Source organism: Hyphomicrobium sp. (genome assembly GCF_035687085.1).
Classification (GTDB): Bacteria; Pseudomonadota; Alphaproteobacteria; order Rhizobiales; family Hyphomicrobiaceae; genus Hyphomicrobium_B.
Genome location: NZ_DASRYS010000005.1, coordinates 61,405 through 77,750 on the forward strand (window position 1 = coordinate 61,405; position 16,346 = coordinate 77,750).

Annotated in this window: 19 protein-coding genes and 1 other RNA gene; 15 read left to right on the plus strand and 5 right to left on the minus strand. The window is 62.6% G+C overall.

Annotated elements, in window-relative coordinates; genetic code table 11:
- Nucleotides 1-88 precede the first annotated feature (88 nt).
- Nucleotides 89-868 carry a gamma-glutamyl-gamma-aminobutyrate hydrolase family protein gene (locus tag VFG26_RS03720; protein ID WP_325022366.1) on the plus strand — a complete coding sequence of 260 codons (780 nt, stop codon included), beginning with the start codon at nucleotides 89-91 and terminating at the stop codon, nucleotides 866-868.
- On the opposite strand, the gene VFG26_RS03725 is transcribed toward VFG26_RS03720, so the two are convergent.
- The 4 genes from VFG26_RS03725 to VFG26_RS03740 form a co-directional block, all read right to left on the minus strand.
- Complete coding sequence (locus tag VFG26_RS03725; RefSeq protein ID WP_325022368.1) at nucleotides 865-1,545, minus strand: MarC family protein; 681 nt, start codon at nucleotides 1,543-1,545, stop codon at nucleotides 865-867. The two genes, VFG26_RS03720 and VFG26_RS03725, sit on opposite strands and share 4 nt — an antisense overlap.
- A 99-nt stretch (nucleotides 1,546-1,644) precedes the next feature.
- Nucleotides 1,645-2,091 (minus strand): NUDIX domain-containing protein, encoded by a 447-nt coding sequence (locus VFG26_RS03730; protein ID WP_325022369.1) that lies wholly within the window; start codon nucleotides 2,089-2,091, stop codon nucleotides 1,645-1,647.
- Complete coding sequence (locus VFG26_RS03735; RefSeq protein WP_325022371.1) at nucleotides 2,085-3,275, minus strand: FAD-dependent monooxygenase; 1,191 nt, start codon at nucleotides 3,273-3,275, stop codon at nucleotides 2,085-2,087. The genes VFG26_RS03730 and VFG26_RS03735 overlap by 7 nt, the downstream gene beginning before the upstream one ends.
- A gap of 42 nt (nucleotides 3,276-3,317) precedes the next feature.
- On the minus strand, nucleotides 3,318-3,560 hold the full coding sequence (locus VFG26_RS03740) for a zinc-finger domain-containing protein (RefSeq protein WP_325022373.1): 243 nt from the start codon (nucleotides 3,558-3,560) through the stop codon (nucleotides 3,318-3,320).
- A gap of 107 nt (nucleotides 3,561-3,667) precedes the next feature.
- On the opposite strand from VFG26_RS03740, the gene VFG26_RS03745 reads away from it, so the two are divergent.
- From VFG26_RS03745 to rnpB, 12 genes are all read left to right on the plus strand, one after another.
- Entirely contained in the window at nucleotides 3,668-4,429 is a 762-nt protein-coding gene (locus tag VFG26_RS03745; protein WP_325022375.1) for an alpha/beta hydrolase, read from the plus strand.
- Nucleotides 4,430-4,850: 421 nt separating this feature from the next.
- A complete protein-coding gene (locus VFG26_RS03750) occupies nucleotides 4,851-5,492 on the plus strand; it encodes an extensin family protein (protein WP_325022377.1) in 642 nt (213 codons plus the stop codon).
- Nucleotides 5,493-5,597: 105 nt separating this feature from the next.
- Entirely contained in the window at nucleotides 5,598-6,248 is a 651-nt protein-coding gene (locus VFG26_RS03755) for a TetR/AcrR family transcriptional regulator (protein WP_325022379.1), read from the plus strand.
- A gap of 133 nt (nucleotides 6,249-6,381) precedes the next feature.
- Complete coding sequence (locus VFG26_RS03760; protein ID WP_325022381.1) at nucleotides 6,382-6,639, plus strand: hypothetical protein; 258 nt, start codon at nucleotides 6,382-6,384, stop codon at nucleotides 6,637-6,639.
- Between the two features lie 132 nt (nucleotides 6,640-6,771).
- Nucleotides 6,772-7,203, plus strand: coding sequence for a DUF2852 domain-containing protein (locus tag VFG26_RS03765; protein ID WP_325022383.1), 432 nt, complete (start codon nucleotides 6,772-6,774; stop codon nucleotides 7,201-7,203).
- A 147-nt stretch (nucleotides 7,204-7,350) separates the two neighbouring features.
- The gene (locus VFG26_RS03770; RefSeq protein WP_325022908.1) at nucleotides 7,351-7,605 is read left to right on the plus strand and encodes a DUF2852 domain-containing protein; all 255 of its coding nucleotides are present in this window, start codon (nucleotides 7,351-7,353) and stop codon (nucleotides 7,603-7,605) included.
- Between the two features lie 165 nt (nucleotides 7,606-7,770).
- Nucleotides 7,771-8,496, plus strand: coding sequence for a DnaJ family molecular chaperone (locus VFG26_RS03775; RefSeq protein WP_325022385.1), 726 nt, complete (start codon nucleotides 7,771-7,773; stop codon nucleotides 8,494-8,496).
- Entirely contained in the window at nucleotides 8,493-9,263 is a 771-nt protein-coding gene (locus tag VFG26_RS03780) for an N-acetylmuramoyl-L-alanine amidase (RefSeq protein WP_325022387.1), read from the plus strand. The genes VFG26_RS03775 and VFG26_RS03780 overlap by 4 nt, the downstream gene beginning before the upstream one ends.
- A 99-nt stretch (nucleotides 9,264-9,362) precedes the next feature.
- Nucleotides 9,363-10,958 carry a phosphoethanolamine--lipid A transferase gene (locus tag VFG26_RS03785; RefSeq protein ID WP_325022389.1) on the plus strand — a complete coding sequence of 532 codons (1,596 nt, stop codon included), beginning with the start codon at nucleotides 9,363-9,365 and terminating at the stop codon, nucleotides 10,956-10,958.
- A 136-nt stretch (nucleotides 10,959-11,094) separates the two neighbouring features.
- Nucleotides 11,095-11,925 carry a pentapeptide repeat-containing protein gene (locus VFG26_RS03790; protein ID WP_325022391.1) on the plus strand — a complete coding sequence of 277 codons (831 nt, stop codon included), beginning with the start codon at nucleotides 11,095-11,097 and terminating at the stop codon, nucleotides 11,923-11,925.
- Between the two features lie 194 nt (nucleotides 11,926-12,119).
- Nucleotides 12,120-12,431, plus strand: a complete 312-nt coding sequence (locus VFG26_RS03795; protein WP_325022393.1) for a hypothetical protein — start codon at nucleotides 12,120-12,122, stop codon at nucleotides 12,429-12,431.
- A gap of 426 nt (nucleotides 12,432-12,857) precedes the next feature.
- Nucleotides 12,858-13,303: RNase P RNA component class A (rnpB, locus tag VFG26_RS03800), an RNA gene on the plus strand.
- A 61-nt stretch (nucleotides 13,304-13,364) separates the two neighbouring features.
- Here the strand turns inward: rnpB and VFG26_RS03805 are convergent.
- Nucleotides 13,365-14,252, minus strand: coding sequence for a DUF2189 domain-containing protein (locus VFG26_RS03805; RefSeq protein WP_325022395.1), 888 nt, complete (start codon nucleotides 14,250-14,252; stop codon nucleotides 13,365-13,367).
- A gap of 556 nt (nucleotides 14,253-14,808) precedes the next feature.
- Between VFG26_RS03805 and VFG26_RS03810 the strand changes: the two genes are divergently transcribed.
- Both VFG26_RS03810 and rsmH read left to right on the plus strand, forming a co-directional pair.
- Entirely contained in the window at nucleotides 14,809-15,312 is a 504-nt protein-coding gene (locus tag VFG26_RS03810) for a division/cell wall cluster transcriptional repressor MraZ (RefSeq protein ID WP_325022397.1), read from the plus strand.
- Nucleotides 15,309-16,343, plus strand: a complete 1,035-nt coding sequence (gene rsmH, locus VFG26_RS03815) for a 16S rRNA (cytosine(1402)-N(4))-methyltransferase RsmH (protein WP_325022399.1) — start codon at nucleotides 15,309-15,311, stop codon at nucleotides 16,341-16,343. Before VFG26_RS03810 ends, rsmH begins: the two co-directional genes overlap by 4 nt.
- Nucleotides 16,344-16,346 lie beyond the last annotated feature (3 nt).

Below are 16,346 nucleotides of genomic sequence, written 5' to 3' on the forward strand. Positions count from 1 at the left end.
GTGGTATCGGGCCGGACGTAAGCGGCGCCTGCGGGGACGCTTTCTCGATGCGTCCCGCGGTCTTGCGATTGTTGAAGGATAGGCGATCATGTCCCGTCGGCCCCTCGTCGGTGTCATCTGCTGCACGCGCATTCCGGAAGATCCGGTACAGGGCGTGGCCGAGCGTTACCTGCGCGCTGCCCCCTTCATGGGCGCCGACTTCGTGCTCGTGCCTTCGATGCCGGAGATTTCGAATGCGGCCTCCATCTTGAGCCGGCTTGACGGTATTCTCTTGACCGGAAGCCCCTCAAACGTGGCACCGCATCTTTATCGCAGCGCGGACGCGGGTGAGGGACCGTTCGATCCCCGGCGCGACGAGACGGCGTTCCGGCTGATTTCGGAATCTGTCGAGCAAGACCGGCCGGTTCTTGGCATCTGCCGGGGTTTCCAGGAGATCGCAGTCGCCTACGGCGCGAGCCTCAGGCGGGATCTGGGGCAGGCGGAGCGGCCGCAAATTCACCACACGCCGCCCGGGCTCTCGATGGATGAGATGTTCGCGCTCGAGCACCGGGTGGATCTGGCGCCCGGCGGAATCCTGTCGCGTGCGCTGGGTCAGCCGTCGATCGTCGTCAACTCGGCGCACTTCCAAGGTATCGACGATCTCGGGCAGAAGCTTGCGGTGGAGGCAACGAGCGCTGATGGCGTCGTTGAAGGCATTCGGCCTTCGGGCGGCGAACGCATCCTGGCAGTGCAATGGCATCCGGAATGGCGCGTTGCCGACAATCCCGTATCGCGCGAGCTCTTCGCCTGGTTCGGGCTGCTGCTAAAAGGGGCGAGCCTGCGTGAAGCCGCCGAGCTCGTTGCGGAGAAGGCGACGCTCGGCAGCTAGTGCTTGGCGAGGACGGTCACGAGCGCGCCTTGCACGCCGGTGATCAGAACCTGCACGCCGATGCAGAGCAGCAGGAACGCTGACAGCCGCGTCAGAATACGCGTGCGCGCGGGGCCGAGCAGCTCGACGATGCGTTCGGCGTAGGCGTAACAAACGCCGATGAGAAGGGCGAGCACGAGTGCCGCGCTGCAAACGCCGGCGTAAAACGGCACGAGCATCTCAACCGACGAGGGGCGCGTGGCGCTCAAGGCGATCGCGACCGAGATCGTTCCGGGGCCCGTCGTGAACGGCATCGTCAGCGGGAAGAAGGCGACGTCGCTGCCCCATGCGGCCGCTTTCTGCGTCTGCTGCGCATGGTCCTGCTTGCGGTCTTCGGTTTCCTGAGGATTGTAAAGCATCCGCCAGCCGCTGACGGCGACGACCGCTCCGCCCGCGACGCGCAAGGCATCGATGCTGACGCCGAAGAAGCTCATGAGCGTGGCCCCGATCAAAAGCGATACGAGCATGACGATGGCGGAGTAGAAGGCGACACGCCAGGCGAGCGACCTGCGTTCCGCCTCGGGCCGGCTGGCCGTGACCTGACTGTAGATCAGCGCGCCGCCGAGCGGGTTCACGATCGAAAACAGCGCGGGGAACGCGATCAGAAAGGTTGCGGTGATGCCGCTCCAGAATTCCATGGGCTGTGCTTATCGATTGAGATGGCCGGTCGCGGTGTTATGCGCGGCATCTTCTTAACGTCGAAAAGCGGCGCGCGATAGCCTCGGCCGTTGCGGCGATTACCAGGCGGATGATGGCTCGGCATCGGCGAAGACTTCCGCCAGGCGCCGCGCCGTGCCCGGAGAAACGGGATCGGGCAATGCATCGAGCGCGAAGAAGCCGTGCTCGGCGATTTCGGCGTTGGGCGCCGGGATCGTGTCGCGGCGCCAGCGGTCGATCCTGAAAAGCACGATGTGGTCGCCTGGATAATCCTCGAAGTGCGAATAGATGCCGATAAGCTTCGGCGGCTCTAAGACGATGACGCCCGTTTCTTCCAGCACTTCGCGCGTGATCGCCGTTTCGATTTCCTCGCCACGTTCGACGCCGCCGCCGGGGAAATGCCAGCCCGGGCGGTAGCCATGGCGCACGAGCAGCACGCGCTGGGCGTCATCGACGACGATGCCTTGTGCGCCGAGCGTCACGATGTTCTTGCGTTCGGCGAGAAGCGTGCGCAGCCGGCTCAGCATGGGTGAGGTTTCCAGCCGTAGAGCCAGTCGAATCCGCTCATGACGTAGGCCGGCGGGAGAACCTTCATCGTGGTGTTGCGGGCGAAGGCGTTGAGGCCGCTCATATGATAGATGCGGCCGTTTCGTTCGGAGGCTGCCGCGACTTGGGCAGCGCGGGCGCGACGCGCTTTTTCGTAGCCGGCCAACGCGCGCTCGATGTTGCCGTTACTGGCCGCGACGACGTCGGCCAACGTGATCGCGTCTTCCAGCGCCAGGACAGCGCCTTGCGCCAGAAACGGCAATACCGGATGGGCGGCGTCCCCAAGGAGCGCGGCGCGTCCGGCGGTCCAGCGCGGGAGGTGGGCCAAGCGATAGAGCGACCACTTTCTCCAATCGGACGCTCCGTCGAGGAGCGCGCGCAGCTGCGGGGCAAATGCGGCCACCTTCGATTTCACGACGTCAGCGACGGTGGGTGAATCCCAGCCTTCGGAGCGGGCGTCGTCGTCCGCGATGACGACGAGGGCGATGTCGCGGCCGCCGTTCACCGGGTAGTGCACGACATGCGCGCCGGGTGCGAGCCAGATGTGTACGGCGTTGGGCAATAGTTCCGGCGGAAGATTTTGCGCAGGGACGACGCTGCGGAACGCGTTTTTGCCGACCGGGATCAAGTCCGCCTTGCTGCCGCTGATCTGATCGCGGAGGGCGGACCAGAGGCCGTCAGCAGCGATGAGAAAGGACGCATCGAATGCTTCGCCGCTCGCCGACGTCGCGCGGATGCCGCTCGTCCCGCTCGCCACGGATACGATGTGTGTCCCGCGCATGAGTGTGATGCGCGGTTCGGCTTCGGCGCGTGCACGCAGAGCGACGTGCAGATCGCGGCGGTGGGCCGTCCAGTAGGGGGCGCCGTGGCGCTCGGCGATCCAGCGGCCGAGGGGCATGCGCGTCAGCTCACGGGCCGATGCGCCGTCGCGGACACTGAGGGCGTCAGGCGTGGCGACGCTCGTTTCGAGGTAGGAGGCGACGCCCAGGTCGCGGAGGATGCGGACGCCGTTCGGGCCGATCTGAATGCCGGCGCCTTCTTCGGGGAACTCGTCCCGCCGCTCGCAAACGCGGACATCGATGCCGCGTTTCGCGAGCGCGATTGCTGCGGCCAAGCCGCCGATGCCAGCGCCGGCAATGAGTGCGGTTTCGCGTTTCGCCGCCATCAGCCTTCGTCCGAGCCGATGCTGCGGCTCACCCCCATGGGCTTAAGCAGCGTCCGCTACGAGGCTGCCCTTGGGATCGCTCTCGTCGGCCTTCAGGCGCGCATCATGGATGTAGAGCGTCGAGCAGTAGGGGCAGAGGATCTGATTGTCCTGGCCCATGTCGAGATAGACGTGAGGATGGTCGAACGGCGGGCGGGCGCCCATGCAATTGAACTCTTTGACGCCAACGAAAATTCGCTCCGCGCCAACGTCGTTTGCAAAGTGAGGAATAACGGCCCCGGCCATGCTTCGCCCTTCCAATATGGGAGATGTTTGGCCGCACCATATCCTCGTGGCAGCCATGATGGTAGGGGACATAAAAACTTTCCGGAAATCGAACGGCGGCGGGCGGCATGGACCACTTCGACAGCGATGGCGTTGAAATCGCCTACCTCGACACGGGGGGTGGCGAGGGCAAACTGCCGGTTCTGCTGATCCACGGCTTTGCCTCCAATGTGGCGACGAACTGGGTCAATCCGGGGTGGGTCACGTTTCTCACCAAGGCCGGGTACCGCGTCATCGCGTTCGACAACCGCGGCCATGGCGAAAGCCAGAAGCTGTATGAGCTCACCGACTATGGTGCGCCGCTGATGGCGGAGGATGCGCGGCGGCTGCTCGATCATCTCGGCATCGCGAAGGTGAATGTCATCGGCTACTCGATGGGCGCGCGGATTGCTGCCTTCCTGACGCTGACGCATCCCGATCGCGTGGCCCGCGTCGTCTTCGGCGGGCTTGGCATCAACATGGTGCGGGGCATGGCGGGAACGGGCCCGATCGCGCGGGCCTTGGAAGCCGAGAGCATCGACGAAGTGACCAATCCCGCGGCGCGGACGTTCCGTGCCTTCGCGGAGCAGACGAAGAGCGATCTGCTTGCGCTTGCGGCCTGCATTCGCTCGTCGCGAGCGCCGATCTCGGCGGAGATGGTGAGCGAAATTGCGGCGCCTGTGCTCGTCGCGGTTGGCGAGACGGATGTTATCGGCGGCTCGGCGGAAGAGCTTGCGAAGCTCATTCCCGGTGCGCGCGCCTATACAATTCCGGGCAAAGACCACAACCGCGCGGTGGGCGACCGAACCTTCAAGGCCGAGGCGTTGGCTTTCTTTGACGAGGGGGCGTAGGGCAAGCGCCGCCAGCGTCTTGCGACCGGTACTCAATACATGCCCGATCGAAGACGCGAGGGCGGCGTATTCCAGCTCGCACGCGGTACAAGTTCGAACCCGCCCCAGCACCTTTCGGGGCCGATGCCAAATTAGCTGCCTCACGTGACGCAATGATTTCAGTCGTACGACAAGCCGCGCTTGGACGCGGATAACTTTGGCTCCGGATGCCCGGGAACTCGACGGCCAGACAGCGCACGCCCTGCGGCCGCCGCAGTCCGCCTCCGGTTGGCCATGGCGCGGGCCCAAATCCGGCTGAAAAATCAGCAACAAAGGCCGTCCGTCCTGCCGCTTAACCGGCCGTTAACCCTAACTGGCCTTTACTTCACGACCCATGTTCTCGCGTTTCCGTATCAGCGTTCTTGTGCCGTGCGCCGTCCTGATGGTTTCGGGACTGGCCTTGCTATGGGGCTGCGCGACAGGCCCGACGTTCGTCGTGAAGGACGACCCCTGGCGCTCGCCGGAAGAGCGGGCGTGCCTCGCCTCGGGGATCGTGCGGGCGTCGGCATTCATCCAGCCGAAATCGGCGCTCGGCGGCCCGAGCGTGTGCGGAGCGGAAAGCCCGTTCGAGATGTCGGCGGCCAATAACGGACGCGTCGAACTCAAGCCTCCGGCATCTCTGAGGTGCCCGATGATCCCGCAGATCGATAGCTGGGTGCGCGATGTCGTCGAGCCCGCGGCGCGGCAGCATTTCCGGCAGGAGGTCGTCGGCATCACGCTACTTGCGTCGTACTCATGCCGGCCGATGAACGGCGTCAGCGGGTCGACCATTTCCGAGCATGCCTATGCGAATGCCATCGACGTCGGCGGTTTCACGCTGGCGAATGGGCAGAAGATCAGCATGCTGCGTGATTGGTCTGGCGGCACGGACCGAGAGCAGGCGTTCTTGCGCGATGTGCATGGGGGCGCGTGCGAGTATTTCACGACGGTGCTTGGGCCGAACCACGACAGCCTTCACGCCAACCACCTGCATCTCGATCTGGCTCACCACGGCCGGGATGGGCTGAAGCGTATCTGCAAGTAATTGCCGCTTCTCAAGGTGAGCCGCTAGCGCCGCAGGTGATCGCGTCCTGCAGTTTGCGGCATCCCTGAGCGTGCAGTTCGCATTCAAATCCGCTAGAAGCGCCGCATGACTTGGGATCGCGATCCACCTCCTGGAAGCCGCCGCGGCTATCATCATGGCAACTTGCGTGAAGCCTTGATGAAGGCTGCGCTCGATCTCATTGCCGCGAAGGGGCCTGCTGGCTTCACGTTTGCTGAAGCCGCGCGCGCAGCTGGCGTTAGTCCGGCAGCGCCCTACCGGCATTATCGCGATCGTGACGCGCTGATGGCGGACGTCGCGCGGCGTGCATTCGATGCGTTCGAGGCGAATCTCCGGCAAGCGTGGGCGGATGGGACGCCCGATCCGTATACGGCGTTCGAGCGTGTCGGCCGTGCGTATCTCGATTTCGCGCGGACGGAACCGGCGCAGTATTCGGCGATGTTCGAATCCGGTCTTTCGTTCAAAGCGTTCCCGGACCTGCATATCGCCGGTGAGCGCGCGTTCAACGTGCTGAAGGATGCCTGCGCGGCGCTCGTTGCCCGAATGCCTGAGGGCAGACGGCCGCCTGCGATGATGATGGCGCTTCACATCTGGGCGCAGGCGCATGGCATCGCGTCATTGTTCGGCCGGGGCGATGAGGCCCGCCGGCCGATCCCCATGAGCCCCGAAGACCTGCTCGATGCAGCGGTGCTGATCTACCTCGATGGGCTTGGCGCGCGCCCCAGCACGCGCAGCTAGGCGCAGAAGGCACCGAAACACTGTTAGCAGTGTCGTTTGCCGCACAGTGAGCACATTGTCCGCTCCATGATATTCTGCCTACAAACCGATAGGGAAATGCGACTCGGTCAGCGATCGGCAGTCAGTGACGGTAATGGCCGCCGCCTGCAGCCAGCGGCTTGAAGATCTGTCGGAGGTGGTAATGCCCGGCAAGTGCCCTAAATGTCAGAACATCGTCGGCACCGCGCGTGCCGAGCAGATGAATATCGCGAACGGCATGGGAAAGGTTTTTGCCGGAGCTAGTTATAACTGTCCGCACTGCCAGACGATCTTGGGCGTATCCGTCGATCCCTTCGCCTTCAAGAACGAGATTGCGCTGGAGCTCATGAGGCGGATGCGGGGCGGGCGTTAGCCCTCTTTGAACAGAAGCGAGCCTCGGCTGAGGGTGGGCAAAAAACTTCTCGGAGGGCCTTGAAGCGACCCCTTGCCCTCCCATTTATGTGAATGTAAAATACATTTACATCCCCAACGAGGAGAGGGTGGCGTGACGGTAGTACAGAAGCTCGATGATATCGGCAGGCCGGCATGGATCGCTGCGATGGTCTTAGGATTCATCGTATTCTGGCCGGCTGGTCTCGCAATCCTGACCTACATGCTTTGGAGTGGACGAATGAATTGCGGATGGCATGGCGGACGAGGCCGCGGCCGGTGGGAAAGCCGGTTCGCCGAACGGTTCGAGCGGGCACGTTCCCGCGTCGAGGATGAAGTTCGCAACTTCGGCAGAGGCGGGCCATCGAGCGGCAACAAGGCGTTCGACGATTATCGCGAGGCGACGCTCAAGCGGCTGGAAGAGGAGGAGCGGGAGTTCCGCGCATTCCTTGAGCGCCTGCGGCAGGCGAAGGACAAATCCGAGTTCGACCAGTTCATGGCGGAACGGCGGGAACGTCCGGAACCCAACAGCGGCGCAACAGCCTAATCACCAGATTTCATGGGGCTGCCTTCCGGGGCGGCCCCAATTTTTTTATCTGAACGTCCTGACCTTTCAGCTGGCGGAGCGAGACCGATGTTTCATCACCTTCTGCACCTGCCTTTTGTGATTTTGCACTTAGCGGCCGTGGCGCTCATGGTTATTGGAGCTGCGGTTTTGCTCCGGCCTTTGGCGGCCTCCCGGTGCGGGGCCACGCGCGCTCATGATGCTCCCGACAGCGGCGTTCAGAACAAGGCATTCGAGGATTACCGCCGCGCGACACTTGAACGTCTCGAGAAAGAGGCGGACGAATTCCGGGCGTACCTCGACAAACTGCGCCGGGCTGCAGATGCTTCGGCCTTTCAGGCTTTTCTCCAGAGCCGTCGAAACGGAGGATCCTCCGCTTCCTGAGCGGTTGCGGAGGGGAGATTTCCCTCGCGAGAATGGGTGGATTCCACTTTCTCACCCATGTTGCAGGAAATTTAGGGGTGTTACCCTGCCGCGTCGTTTATGCTTTCATGCAGGCGGCCGCGGCGGGCTGGCTTGTCTGACGCGTTGAGAACTCACGGATCATCGATGCCTTGGCAATTTCTGAAGAACGCCGTTGTGGCGTACGGTGGAGGACTGCGCTCCGCGCTTGATAGCATCAAAGGAGCGTTCGGCCTGGAGAGCGGGGCGACACCCGCCCAGTCGCGGGTCGGTTTTACGATCGCCGTCGTGGCGCTCGCGGCCAAGATGAGCAAGGCCGACGGCGTTTCGCTGCCGGTCGAGGCGGAAGCCTTCAAGCGGCAGTTCAAGGTTCCCGAGAGCGAGTGCGCGCACGTGCGCAAACTCTATGAGCTGGCGAGCCAGGACGTGGCCGGGTACGAATCGTATGCCGCGCAGATCGCCCGCATTCTGGAGCCGCAGCCGGAATTGAAGGTTTCAGTGCTGGAGTCGCTATTTCATATCGCGACCGCGGACGGCATTCTGCATCCCGCCGAGGATCGCTATCTGGCGCGCGTCGCCGAGATCTTCGGGTTCACGGAGTGCGAGTTCCGCTGCGTCCGGCGTGGTTTCGTGCGCGATGCCGACAGCCCCTACGAGGTGTTGAACGTTTCTCCTGCCGCATCCGACAAGGAGATCAAGGCGCGCTACCGCGAACTCGTCAAAAGTCATCATCCGGACGCGCTCGTCTCCAAGGGCGTGCCGCCCGAGTTTCTGGCGAGCGCCGAACGCCGCATGGTTGCGATCACGGCCGCTTACGATGCGATACTGGAGGAGCGCGGCCTCAGGATCGAGCGAGCGCTGGAACCGACGTGACTTTCAAGGCCGACACGCAGCTTTCTCACGACGTGCACCCCGCGCAGAACCGTGAGGCGCGGCGAGGCGGCGTTAAGCCCTCGATGCTCATTCTGCACTACACGGGCATGAGTTCGGCATCGAAAGCGATCGATTGGCTCGGCCGTTCCGAGAGTGGCGTGTCGTGCCACTACGTGGTCGATGAAGCCGGACGCATTACGCAGCTCGTGCCGGAAGACGAGCGCGCATGGCATGCGGGCGTTTCCTACTGGCGCGGCGAGCGGGACATCAACTCGCATTCGATCGGCATCGAAATTCATAATCCTGGGCATCAGCACGGCTATCCGGAATTTCCGCCGGACCAGATGGCGGCCGTGATCGCGCTGGCGAAAGATATCGTGCGGCGGCATCGGATTGCGCCCGATAACATTCTTGCCCATTCGGATGTCGCACCCGGTCGAAAGATCGATCCTGGAGAAAAGTTCAATTGGTTGCTTCTTGCACGGGCGGGACTTGGGCTCTGGGTGCGTCCATCGCCCGTCAAGGCGGACGATGCGGGCCTCGGGCCTGGGGAATCCGGTCCGCGGGTGCGGCGGGCGCAAGAGCTTCTTGCGGCCTACGGTTATGAGGTGGACGTCACGGGTACGCTCGATCCGCGCACCGAGAGAGTCATAAGGTCCTTCCAGTTGCATTTTCGGCCTCGCCGCGTCGATGGCCGCCTGGACCGGTCGACGGAAGTGACACTAGAGCGGTTGATCGAGGCATCGCGCAAGCGCGCAGCCGCTTGACGGAATCGTTCCGCATGCTGTTGATGTGGGTGGCGTGGCGCCCGTCGCGGCGCCGGCGGGGTGGCTTGATACTCTAACGCTACCGAACCAGGAGCAACCGTGTTCAAACCGCGGCGCCCCGAACTGCTGACGTTTGCCGTCGCGGTTTATGTGGCAGTCATTCTCAATCTGCCCTTCTGGCACAAGTTCATCGGTGTCGCCGATCCGTCGCGGTTTGGCGATTGGCCGTTCGTCGCCTCGGCTGCGGTGGCGATCGTCATCGTGACGTATCTTATGCTCTTGGCGGTATCACTGAAGCCGTTGCTGCGTGCCATTGTGCTTGTGCTACTGCCTGTGACGGCGGCGGCCTCATATTTTATGAGCGAATATGGCGTCGTGTTCGACGTGCATATGGTTCGCAACGTGATCGAGACGGATGCGGGTGAGGCTGGCGATCTCATCACGCCGAGCTTTGTCGCCTATGTGGTTTTGCTCGGGATCGTTCCGGCCATCCTGTTCTGGATTGTGCCTTGGACGGAGCAATCCTTCGGGCGGGAGGCGTTGGGCAAGCTCAAGGCAGCGACCCTGTCGCTTGCGGTTCTCGCGGCCGTGCTGCTGCCGGTGTGGGGCGATTTGATTTCGCTCGCGCGCGACCATCGCGAACTTCAAATGACGCTAGCGCCGGTCAACATCGTCTCGGCGCTCTCGGCATATCGCAGACAAGTCAAGCGCAAGCGGGCCGGAGAGGTCGCAACTTATGGAGAGGACGCACGGCGGATTGGTTTCAACGGCGGCCGCAAGTCCATTTTCGTCATTGTGATCGGCGAGACGGCGCGCGCGGATCATTTCTCTCTCAACGGATATGAGAGGCCGACGAACCCGGGCCTTGCTTCGATGGGTGATCTCGTCAACTTCGGGCAGGCCTATTCGTGCGGAACGGATACGGCGCAGTCCGTGCCATGCATGTTTTCGGGATACGGCCGTGCGGGGTTTTCAAACGCGAGAGCAGCGTCACGCGAAAACCTGCTCGACATTCTCAAGCGCGCGGGGCTCGACGTCGTGTGGCGCGAAAATCAATCGGGATGCAAAGGCGTTTGCGCGCGCGTCACGACCGAGACGCTGACGCCGCTCAAGGTATATGACGAGGCGCTGGTCGATGGACTTGATGAGCGCATTGCAAAGCTCGATCGCGATACGGTGATCGTGCTGCACATGATGGGCAGCCATGGTCCGGCGTATTGGAAGCGCTATCCGGAGGGTTTCGCGTCGTTCGAGCCCGCGTGTCAGGATGCCCAGTTCAGCCACTGCGAATTGGCCGACGTGATCAACGCCTACGACAATTCGATCCGCTATACCGATCATGTTCTGACGCGCCTTATCGGCGTGCTCAAGGGCGGGGCGGCTCATGGCGTCGATGCGGGCATGTTCTACGTATCCGATCATGGCGAGAGCCTTGGTGAGAACGGCATGTATCTTCACGGGATGCCCTATGTCATCGCGCCGGAAGCGCAGGTTCATGTGCCGATGGTCGTATGGCTGTCAGATGCTATGAAGCAGTCGCGCGGCCTCGAGCAGGACTGTCTCGTCAAGCGCACGTCGCAGCGCGTGGGGCATGACAACCTGTTTCATTCGACACTTGGCGTCATGGGCGTCGCGACCCGGGTGTACGATCCGGCGCTTGACCTGTTCGCGCCCTGCCGTAAGCCTGCATCATGAGGCGATACGAGATAACGTAGCTGGCGGATCCGACACGCGGCGATTTCGCCTGCCGGTCCGCGACGAAAAGATATCCCCGCACACTCCGGACTCATGCATGATCGGCTTTGTGAGCTGACGATTGAAAGACGCTTGTATGATCCGAAGATTGATGGGTATCGCGTTTCTGGTCTTCTGCACGAGCGGTGCCTTCGCCGCCGAGGATGAGCGTTCAGGGCCCGTGACGCCCAAGGCGGAGATGAACGCCCGAACCATCACGAGCCTGCTCTTTCAGGCGAAGCCCGGCACGAGGCCCGATTTTTCGGGCAAGTACCTCGTTTATCTCGATCTTTCAGAGCTCAACTTCAAAGGCGCCAATCTTGCGCGGGCCGACCTCTACGGTACGGATTTCACCGGCGCCGACCTGAAGGGCGCCGATCTTTCGCATACGCGGCTCGACCGCTCCGTGCTCATCCGCGCCGATCTCTCGGGCGCCAATCTCGCGGGGGCGACGATCCTGCGCCCGACCGTTTATGCCGACCTGTCCAACAACACGCTCGATGCACCGCACTTCTCGGGTGCGAACATGTCGGGCGTACATGTCCAGGCGGAATTGTCCGGCTCCGATTTTCGCGGTGCGGATTTGTCGAAGGCGAATTTTTACCCGCGAGAGGGCCGGCCGGGCGAGGGGACGCTCGCGACGGCCTATCGCAACATTCTCAAGTACTGCGATTTCTCCGGCGCGCGGATGGCTGATGCCAACATGGAACGCGCGGTGTTGTGGTTCGCGAAATTCAAGGGTGCCGATTTGAAGGGCGTGAACTTCAAAGACGCAGATCTCTCGCGGGCCGACTTTGCGGGCGCCGACATTTCTGGCGTCGACTTCACGGGCGCCGATCTCGATGGTGCGAACTTCATCGGCGCGATCGGCGTTACGCAGGTCAAAGGTCTCGATCAGGCGATCAACCTCGATCGCGCGCTGCGCTAGTTTGCTCGGCGGTTCGCACACTAACGCCTGGCGGATGGCGTGCTTGCTTGATCGCGTTCTGGCTCGTTCAGAGCACACTTGCTGACGCGAAGCTGACCTTACGAGTCGCGCGGCGAAATATGCGATGGCCATGAATCAACGATGGGCGCATATTTCTGAGATCATTACATTTAGCTCGATGCCGGGGTGCCGACATGTCATCACAGATGCGAACCAGCGTCTTCAGTCCGCGTTCGGGTGCTTTTGTGTTCGCTCTTTCGATGGTGGCGACCGCGCCATTCATCTGGGCGACCTCGGCTGATGCCGTCAGCCTTCGCGTGAAGTTGGCCTGCTCGCGCGATTACTATGCTCTTTGCAGCCAGTACCGGTCCGACAGCCCGGAGGTTCGCGCGTGCATGCGCGCTGCCGGGGAGAAGCTGTCTTCCCGCTGCATCAATGCGCTCGTGCAGGCGGGCGAGGTGAGCCAGGCTGAGGTTACCGCGCGGGCCAACCAGCTTCGGCATTGATATTGGTCGCGTGCGACTCTCCCTTCGGGGAGCCGGCCGCACGCGACGGCTCCGCCGCGATGACGACGGGGGTGCATTATTCCCGCGGTTCCGCTCGGCCGTGACGCTTCAATCAACGCAATGTCATCCTCGGGCTTGTCCCGAGGATCCATCGGGCAGCAGGGGAAGATGAAGCATGGATCCTCGGCATAAAGCCGAGGATGACAGTTTAGAGAGCGGGGCTGTCAGCAAGTAAGAGTGCGCTGCCCGTTGTCGTGGATCCCGGGGAGTTCTCTGTTGGCGCCGGCGACACGCGTTCCGCGCGCCGGCCGCCGGCGCATCGTTCGCCTGGGATGGCGGAGTTGGAAGGTGGCCGGTTGAGTTAATGCGGGTGCCGCCGTCGTATGGGCCTTGACCTTTTTGTTCGCGCATCGCTTATCTCGGGCACCAGCCGGCTGGACGGCCGCTGCCGGTTTTTGTGAGGCGAAGCGCGCTCTAAAGGCTGCGCGAGCAGAACACTCCGGCAGAGGAAAGTCCGGGCTCCATGAGGACTACGGTGGCGGCTAACGGCCGCCGGGGGCGACCCTAGGGAAAGTGCCACAGAAAACATACCGCCAAGCCGGACGGCTTTCGGGCCTAATCCGGCGGTAAGGGTGAAAAGGTGCGGTAAGAGCGCACCGCGCTGCTGGTAACAGCAGTGGCAGGGCAAACCCCACCGGGAGCAAGATCAAATAGGGGTGGGCGCGCGGAGCGGGAAACCGCAGACGCAAGGCGCGTCCTCACGCTACCCACCCGGGTTGATTGCACGAGGCGTCTGGCGACAGGCGTCCCAGATGAATGGCCGTCCAGGAGGCAACTCTGGACAGAACCCGGCTTATAGGCCGGCTGGTGATTTCTTTTTGCTCTGAACGAGGTGCCCGCGCTTATCGAGATCGCGCGCGGGCACGTGCGGCTTCAAAGGTCCGCCGGTATCTCATCGTCGCTGATGTCTTGCTGTTCGGGCGGAACCACGAGCTTGCGATAGAGATGCCACGTCGCGTGGCCGAGGATCGGCAAGGTGATCGCCAGTCCGACGAGCAGCGGGATGGCGCCGAGCACGAGCCCGGCCGCGACGATCAAACCCCATAGGGCAATGGGTCCGGGATTTTCGACCGACGCGCGGATGGATGTTCTCACCGCGGTGCCGACGCTGACCTTGCGGTCAACGAGCATCGGGAACGATACGACGCTCGTGACGAGCACGAAGAGCGCGAACAGGAACCCAACGAGGTTACCGGCAATTGCGAGGTTGTGGCCCTTCGTCGTCTTCAGCACGTCGTGGACGAAAGCGGAGACAGAGGCCGGCTCGCCGCCCATGATCTGCGTGTACATGAGGTTCGCGGCGTAGAGCCAAGCGACGAAGACGGCGGCTAGGCCGAGTCCCAGGACGAAGATGCCGCCCATGCCGGGGCGGTGAATGACTTCTAAGGCGTCCGTGGGGACGACATCGAGCCCTGCTTCACGTCTTCGGCTCAGCTCATAAAGCCCGATCGCCAGAAACGGTCCGAGCAGCGCGAAGCCCGCGGCTAACGGATAGATGAGCGACAGCAATCCGTAGCCAAACAGGACGCGCGCGAGGATCAGACCGATTACGGGGTAGATGAGCGCTGCGAAGACGAGGTGCGTCGGCATCGCGATGAAATCGTCGAAGCCTTCGCGGAGAGACTGCCAAACGTCGGCCGTCGTTATTCTGCGTATTGCCGGATCCGTGTCGCGCCAGATGATGGAGGCGGGCCATCTGACTTCGAGGCCGCGCTCTTGGGCGTGGTGCACGGTTGAATGTCGTGTAGCGGTGTTGGCCATGTGCGCACCTGCTGATGTTGGGGCGCCAGCGGGCCGATTCTCCCGCGACGCCGGACAATCCGGGGTGCCTGCCTCGCCTAGGCTCAGGATGCGCTCTTAGCGCGGCGCATCAAGTCAGGTCTGCGTTACTGGCGATGCGGCGCTAAAAATTTTCGAATTTTCATAAACTTATGCCCGCTCCTGCACGGCTTCGTTGAGAAGAGTCGGGGTGTGGTTGCTGTGGACCGGGCGGTGGATTTCCATCAGGAGCCACGAAATATCCTTAATATCCCGTTGACGCCCATGGGATCCCATGCGATCCCATATATGCCCGTCCGCACCGGGCAGGACACCGTGGCCGGGCGCCGGTTGGTAGAGGGCCCAATTCGAGCGACCGCCACGGATCTTCACTTGCGATTGTTTCGGGCGACACGCGTTCAGCGCGCCGGCCGCCCGAAATGGAAGTGGTGAGTTGGTTTGGCTCTGGCTGCTTCCCTGTGGGGAGCCGGCCGCCGGGGCGGATCAAGTGAAAGCGTAGCCAGTACCTGAGTGGAGGACGACATTCGTTAGCTGAGGGATGGACCGCTTTGTCTCGACATTCACAAACAAGATCGACGCCAAAGGCAGGGTTTCCATTCCAGCCTCATTCCGCGCCGTACTCGAGCGCGATGGATATGCCGGCGGCATCGCGGGCGGCCTCTATTGCTACCCCGCGCTCGACGCTCAAGCGCTCGATGCAGGCGGCGAAAGACTTGCAAAGAAAATCGACGGGCTTCTCGCGGGCCTGCCGGACTATTCGGATGAGCGCGACGAACTGTCTGTCGCACTCTATGGCGACGTCCAGGTTCTCTCGATCGATGGCGACGGCCGCATCGTCCTTCCTGAAAGCCTTCGCGCCCACGCCAACCTGGACGCCGCCGTCTCATTTGTTGGACTCGGTGACAAATTCCAAATGTGGGAACCCAAGCGCTTCGAAGCGCGCCGTGCCGAAGCACGAAATAAAGTTCAGATAACGCGCAAGCTTTTTGCAGCGGGTAGCCGCCTGTCGGATGACGGCGGCGACGAGGGAGCACGGGAATGACGCGCGACGGCGGGGCAGAGGGAGCCTCGCAGGGGCCGGCTGAAAAGCCTTCGCGCCACATCCCCGTGCTCATCTCGGAAGTGCTCGAGACGCTGGCGCCCAAGGACGGCGAGCTTTACATCGACGGCACGTTCGGCGCGGGCGGCTATACGCGGGCCATTCTCAACGCTGCCAATTGCTCCGTGCTCGCGCTCGATCGCGATCCGACCGCGATCGCCAATGCCAATCCCTTGCTCGAAGAAATGGGCTCGCGGCTGAAGCTCGTTGAGACGCCGTTCAGCCATATGGAAGAGGCGCTGCGCGAGAACCTCGACGTCGAGGCGGTAGATGGCGTCGTTCTGGATGTCGGCGTTTCGTCGATGCAACTCGATGATGCCGAGCGCGGGTTCTCGTTCCAGTCTGACGGGCCGCTCGACATGCGCATGTCGGTGTCGGGCATGAGCGCTGCCGATTTCCTGAACACGGCCGAAGAAGAAGAGATCGCCAACGTGATCTACACGTACGGCGAGGAACGACGTTCGCGCGCGATCGCCCGCGCCATCGTCAAGAAGCGCGACCAGGCCCAGCTGACGCGGACGCGTGAGCTCGCCGACATCGTGCTGCATGTGTTTCATGGCCGGAAGGTCGATGGCCGGCATCCGGCGACGCGAACGTTTCAGGCTTTGCGGATTTTCATCAACGACGAGCTTGGCGAACTTGCCCGCGCATTGTCGGCGGCCGAGAAAATTTTAAAGCCGGGTGGACGCCTCGTCGTCGTCAGCTTCCACAGTCTCGAAGACAGAATCGTCAAAAGATTCATAACGGAACGCAGCGGAAAGACCGCCGGTGCATCCCGGCACCTGCCGCCCGATTTGATAAAATCCCGGCTTCCGAGTTTCCTTATTGTTAACTCCCGGCCGTTAACACCTTCTAAAGGTGAATTGGAAGTGAACCCTCGTGCACGGTCTGCACGTTTGCGTGCCGCGACCCGCACCGATGCTGCTGTTTGGCCGCTGGATTTGGACGCGATGGGGGTCCCTCGACACCGATAATGC

Coding starts and splice junctions, on each gene's coding strand:
- VFG26_RS03745 (WP_325022375.1), top strand. CDS start 3,668: ATGGACCACTTCGACAGCGATGGCGTTGAAATCGCCTACCTCGACACG.
- VFG26_RS03770 (WP_325022908.1), top strand. CDS start 7,351: ATGGTTATTGGAGCTGCGGTTTTGCTCCGGCCTTTGGCGGCCTCCCGG.
- VFG26_RS03730 (WP_325022369.1), bottom strand. CDS start 2,091: ATGCTGAGCCGGCTGCGCACGCTTCTCGCCGAACGCAAGAACATCGTG.
- VFG26_RS03755 (WP_325022379.1), top strand. CDS start 5,598: ATGACTTGGGATCGCGATCCACCTCCTGGAAGCCGCCGCGGCTATCAT.
- VFG26_RS03760 (WP_325022381.1), top strand. CDS start 6,382: ATGGCCGCCGCCTGCAGCCAGCGGCTTGAAGATCTGTCGGAGGTGGTA.
- VFG26_RS03740 (WP_325022373.1), bottom strand. CDS start 3,560: ATGGCCGGGGCCGTTATTCCTCACTTTGCAAACGACGTTGGCGCGGAG.
- VFG26_RS03810 (WP_325022397.1), top strand. CDS start 14,809: ATGGACCGCTTTGTCTCGACATTCACAAACAAGATCGACGCCAAAGGC.
- VFG26_RS03720 (WP_325022366.1), top strand. CDS start 89: ATGTCCCGTCGGCCCCTCGTCGGTGTCATCTGCTGCACGCGCATTCCG.
- VFG26_RS03795 (WP_325022393.1), top strand. CDS start 12,120: ATGTCATCACAGATGCGAACCAGCGTCTTCAGTCCGCGTTCGGGTGCT.
- VFG26_RS03805 (WP_325022395.1), bottom strand. CDS start 14,252: ATGGCCAACACCGCTACACGACATTCAACCGTGCACCACGCCCAAGAG.
- VFG26_RS03790 (WP_325022391.1), top strand. CDS start 11,095: ATGATCCGAAGATTGATGGGTATCGCGTTTCTGGTCTTCTGCACGAGC.
- VFG26_RS03725 (WP_325022368.1), bottom strand. CDS start 1,545: ATGGAATTCTGGAGCGGCATCACCGCAACCTTTCTGATCGCGTTCCCC.
- VFG26_RS03750 (WP_325022377.1), top strand. CDS start 4,851: ATGGTTTCGGGACTGGCCTTGCTATGGGGCTGCGCGACAGGCCCGACG.
- VFG26_RS03775 (WP_325022385.1), top strand. CDS start 7,771: ATGCCTTGGCAATTTCTGAAGAACGCCGTTGTGGCGTACGGTGGAGGA.
- VFG26_RS03735 (WP_325022371.1), bottom strand. CDS start 3,275: ATGGCGGCGAAACGCGAAACCGCACTCATTGCCGGCGCTGGCATCGGC.
- rsmH (WP_325022399.1), top strand. CDS start 15,309: ATGACGCGCGACGGCGGGGCAGAGGGAGCCTCGCAGGGGCCGGCTGAA.